Annotated in this window: 3 protein-coding genes; 2 read left to right on the forward strand and 1 reads right to left on the reverse strand. The window is 69.4% G+C overall.

The window, feature by feature from the left end; translation table 11 throughout:
* Positions 1-131: 131 nt before the first annotated feature.
* On the reverse strand, positions 132-560 hold the full coding sequence (locus tag ACFV2J_RS12035) for a DUF3052 domain-containing protein (protein ID WP_153290793.1): 429 nt from the start codon (positions 558-560) through the stop codon (positions 132-134).
* A gap of 480 nt (positions 561-1,040) precedes the next feature.
* Here ACFV2J_RS12035 and aceE point away from each other — a divergent pair, with 480 nt between their 5' ends.
* Together aceE and ACFV2J_RS12045 are read left to right on the forward strand one after the other, a co-directional pair.
* Positions 1,041-3,773 (forward strand): pyruvate dehydrogenase (acetyl-transferring), homodimeric type, encoded by a 2,733-nt coding sequence (gene aceE / locus ACFV2J_RS12040; RefSeq protein WP_385083355.1) that lies wholly within the window; start codon positions 1,041-1,043, stop codon positions 3,771-3,773.
* 81 nt (positions 3,774-3,854) lie between these two features.
* The gene (locus tag ACFV2J_RS12045) at positions 3,855-4,631 is read left to right on the forward strand and encodes a potassium channel family protein (RefSeq protein WP_385083353.1); all 777 of its coding nucleotides are present in this window, start codon (positions 3,855-3,857) and stop codon (positions 4,629-4,631) included.
* Positions 4,632-5,003 lie beyond the last annotated feature (372 nt).

The raw sequence follows: 5,003 nt of genomic DNA on the forward strand, positions 1-5,003 counted from the left end.
CCTCTCCGCCCGGGGGGGGGGGGGGGTGTTTGTGTGAGACCCCCCCCCGGCGCGCGCGGGGCCCCGCGGCGGGGGCGGCGCGGGCGGGGGCCTCGCACACATGGATGCTCTGCGGCAGACGGAGCGACAGCTCAGCGCTTCGACTTGGGCGTGGCCAGACGCGTGCCCGACCACTCCTTCCCCACGGAAATGCTCTTCGTCTGGGAGAGGCCTGCGGTCTGGGCGGCGTCATTGATGTCGCTGGGCTCGACGTAGCCGTCCCTGCCGGTCTTCGGGGTCAGCAGCCAGATCATGCCGCCGTCCTCAAGGAGACCGATGGCGTCCACCAGGGCATCCGTAAGGTCGCCGTCCTCGTCGCGGAACCACAGCAGTACGACGTCAGCGACGTCGTCGTAGTCCTCATCGACCAGGTCCTGGCCGATCAACGATTCGATACCTTCACGGAGGTCGTGGTCAACGTCGTCGTCGAAGCCGATCTCCTGGACCACCTGTCCGGGCTCGAACCCCAGCCTGCCGGCCGGGTTGGTCCGCTCCTCCGCGTGGTCCGCGGTCGCGCTCACGGCTTGCCTCCTGATCATGTTTCGGTAGATGTCTCAGCCACGCGCGTGCGCGAAGCATTGGCCGTAGTCCACACGGGCGGGGCGGATCGCGCAAGTACCCGGCCGTCGAGACCGCCGAAACGGTGACGATCCCGGCAGTGTCGACGCAACTCCAGTCGGCGAATCACGGCCATAGGTGACGCACACCACACCTTTCTGCCCCATTTGCGAAGTTCGGAACCCTTGGAGCGTACGAGACCCGAACGACTTTGCGGAACGCGTCACGGAGTGAGCGTATCGTTGCGTTTTGGTCTGGCCCGTCCCGGCGATCTGCGGGAATGTCTCGGTTACCTATCGGTAGAGATGACGATTCCGTTCGCGAGGTACACGATTGGGGAACGGTGCCGAGACACCGTGAATCCGCCCCAGACAGCGCCCGGAAAGCTCTCACTCGGCCCCCCGGGCAGCCTTCAGACAGCCCTCTGACAGCGAAGGAACAGCGTGGCTTCCGGATCCGATCGCAATCCGATCATCATTGGCGGCCTTCCCAGTCAGGTCCCGGACTTCGACCCCGAAGAGACACAGGAGTGGCTCGACTCGCTCGACGCCGCCGTCGACGAGCGCGGTCGCGAGCGCGCCCGCTATCTGATGCTGCGGCTCATCGAGAGGGCCCGCGAGAAGCGCGTGGCCGTGCCCGAGATGCGCAGCACGGACTACGTCAACACCATCGCCACCAAGGACGAGCCGTTCTTCCCCGGCAACGAGGAGATCGAGCGCAGGATCCTCAACGCGACGCGCTGGAACGCGGCCGTGATGGTGTCCAGGGCCCAGCGCCCGGGCATCGGCGTCGGCGGCCACATCGCCACCTTCGCCTCCTCCGCCTCGCTCTACGACGTCGGCTTCAACCACTTCTTCCGCGGCAAGGACGGGGGCGACGGCGGTGACCAGATCTTCTTCCAGGGGCACGCGTCCCCCGGTATCTACGCCCGCGCGTTCCTGCTCGACCGGCTGAGCGAGCAGCGGCTCGACGCGTTCCGCCAGGAGAAGTCGAAGGCGCCGTACGGGCTGTCGTCGTACCCGCACCCGCGGCTGATGCCGGACTTCTGGGAGTTCCCGACCGTCTCGATGGGTCTCGGCCCGCTCGGCGCGATCTTCCAGGCGCGGATGAACCGCTACATGGAGGCGCGCGGCATCGCGGACACCTCCGCGTCGCACGTCTGGGCGTTCCTCGGGGACGGCGAGATGGACGAGCCGGAATCGCTCGGACAGCTGTCCATCGCGGCTCGCGAGGGCCTCGACAACCTGACCTTCGTGGTCAACTGCAACCTCCAGCGTCTCGACGGGCCGGTACGCGGCAACGGCAAGATCATCCAGGAGCTGGAGTCGCAGTTCCGGGGTGCCGGATGGAACGTCATCAAGCTGGTCTGGGACCGCAGTTGGGACCCGCTGCTGGCGCAGGACCGCGACGGCATCCTCGTCAACAAGCTGAACACCACGCCCGACGGCCAGTTCCAGACGTACGCCACCGAGACCGGTTCGTACATCCGCGACCACTTCTTCGGCGACGACCACCGGCTGCGCGCCATGGTCGAGGGCATGACCGACGCCCAGATCCTGCACCTGGGCCGCGGTGGTCACGACCACAAGAAGATCTTCGCGGCGTTCTCGGCGGCCAAGGCGCACACGGGCCAGCCGACGGTGATCCTGGCGCAGACGGTCAAGGGCTGGACGCTCGGCCCGAACTTCGAGGGCCGCAACGCCACGCACCAGATGAAGAAGCTGACGGTCGCCGACCTCAAGGGCTTCCGTGACCGCCTGCACCTGCCGATCTCGGACAAGGAGCTGGAGGACGGCGCGCCGCCGTACTACCACCCGGGCCGCAACTCCGAAGAGATCCAGTACATGCACGACCGGCGCAAGGGGCTCGGCGGGTACGTCCCGACGCGTGTCGTGCGCGCGAAGCCGCTCCAGCTGCCCGAGGACAAGACGTACGCGAGTGTGAAGAAGGGGTCCGGTCAGCAGTCGATCGCCACGACCATGGCGTTCGTACGGCTTCTGAAGGACCTCATGCGGGACAAGGAGATCGGCAAGCGGTTCGTGCTGATCGCGCCCGACGAGTACCGCACCTTCGGCATGGACTCCTTCTTCCCGAGCGCGAAGATCTACAACCCGCTCGGCCAGCAGTACGAGTCCGTGGACCGCGATCTGCTGCTCGCGTACAAGGAGTCGCCGACCGGCCAGATGCTGCACGACGGCATCTCGGAGGCGGGCTGCACCGCCTCGCTGATCGCCGCGGGTTCGGCGTACGCCACGCACGGCGAGCCGCTGATCCCCGTCTACGTCTTCTACTCGATGTTCGGTTTCCAGCGCACCGGTGACCAGTTCTGGCAGATGGCCGACCAGCTGGCGCGCGGTTTCGTGCTCGGCGCGACCGCCGGACGTACGACGCTGACCGGCGAGGGACTGCAGCACGCGGACGGCCACTCCCAGCTGCTCGCCTCGACGAACCCGGGCTGTGTCGCGTACGACCCGGCCTACGGCTTCGAGATCGCGCACATCGTGAAGGACGGCCTGCGCCGGATGTACGGTCCGGACGCGGAGGACGTCTTCTACTACCTCACCGTCTACAACGAGCCGATCCAGCACCCGGCGGAGCCGGCCGACGTCGACGTGGAGGGCATCCTCAAGGGTGTCCACCGCTTCAGCCGGGGCACGTCGGGCTCGATCCCGGCGCAGATCCTGGCGTCCGGCGTCGCGGTTCCGTGGGCGCTGGAGGCGCAGCGCATCCTCGCCGCCGACTGGAACGTCAGGGCGGACGTCTGGTCGGCGACCTCGTGGAACGAGCTGCGGCGCGAGGCCGTCGAGGTGGAGCGGCACAATCTGCTGCACCCCGAGGAGGAGCAGCGTGTGCCGTACGTGACGCGGAAGCTGAGCGGTTCCGAGGGACCGTTCGTGGCCGTGTCGGACTGGATGCGATCGGTTCCCGACCAGATCGCGCGCTGGGTGCCGGGGACGTACCAGTCGCTGGGCGCGGACGGTTTCGGCTTCGCGGACACCCGCGGGGCGGCGCGGCGCTTCTTCCACATCGACGCGCCGTCGATCGTGGTCGCGGTGCTGACCGAGCTGGCCCGTGAGGGCAAGGTCGACCGGTCGGTGCTGAAGCAGGCGATCGACCGCTACCAGCTGCTGGAAGTGGCGGCGGCCGACCCCGGGGCCGCGGGCGGCGACGCGTAGGTCCCGCGTACATCGGTCCCGCGAGGGGCGGCGGAGCCCGGAGCTCCGCCGCCCCTCCGTCTTTCTTCCTACGATGCGGGTATGAAGGAGCTATCGGCACAGGTCCGTTGGGAGCAGCGCACGCAACGGCCCCTGCTGGCGCTCGCGGTGGCATTCGCCCTGGCCTACGCCGTGCCGATCGTGGACAGTGACGCCTCCCGCGCCGTGGCGGTGGCGTGCACGGTGGTGGAGTGGACGGTGTGGGGGGCGTTCGCCGCCGACTATCTCGTCCGGCTCCTGCTCGTCCGGCGTCGCAAGGAGTTCGTCCGGACGCACTGGATGGACCTGTGCGCGGTGATCCTGCCGATCCTTCAGCCGCTGCGGCTGCTGCGGCTGGTGGCCACGCTGACGCTGGTCGGGCGGCGGGCCCGGATGGCCTCGCAGATCCGGCTGACGACGTACGTCGGGGGTGCGGTGATCGGACTGCTCATGTTCGGTTCGCTCGCGGTGCTGTCGGTGGAACGGGACTCGCCGAACGGGAACATCCGCACGCTGGGCGACGCGGTGTGGTGGTCGTTCACGACGATGACCACGGTGGGGTACGGGGACCACGCGCCGACCACCGGGATGGGCCGGGTCCTCGCGGTCGGTCTGATGCTCTCCGGTATCGCCCTGCTCGGTGTCGTCACCGCCAACATCGCGGCGTGGTTCATCTCGCGCTTCGAGAAGGACGACGTGGAGGAGCGCCGGCAGACGGCGGCGATCGAGGCACTGACGGACGAGGTGCGGGCACTGCGTGCGGAGGTCGCCGCGCTGTCGGGCGCCCGGGAGGTCGTCCGGCCCCCCGCGTCCGGGGTGACGGAGGAACCCGCGCGCTGACCGGCGCGGGGCGCCCGCTCGGCGGGGTCGACCGTGGCGGAGTCACCCGTGGCGGGGTCGGCCGTGGCCGGTCGTGTGTTCTCGGTCCCGGTGGGATCGCATCGTCCCCGGGCTCCGCGGAGAGGCGCCGTCGCTCCGCGGTACTGCGGGCGCGCTGCCCCCCTCCGACAGCGCGCCGCAGATCCGTTCGCCCCCTTGTTCGTGCGGAGGGCGTGACCCACTGTGACCTGCGGTGCGCGTCGAACGGGCGGGATCTTGTGCGGGGGGCCCCCCCGGGGGGGGCACCCCCCACCAAATCTGGGACCCCCGCGCGGAGGGGGGGGTCGCGGGGGGGGGCCCCCGGGCCTTGGTGCGGGGCCGGCGCCCCCGGGG

It is taken from the genome of Streptomyces sp. NPDC059668 (assembly GCF_042734135.1).
GTDB lineage: Bacteria > Actinomycetota > Actinomycetes > Streptomycetales > Streptomycetaceae > Streptomyces.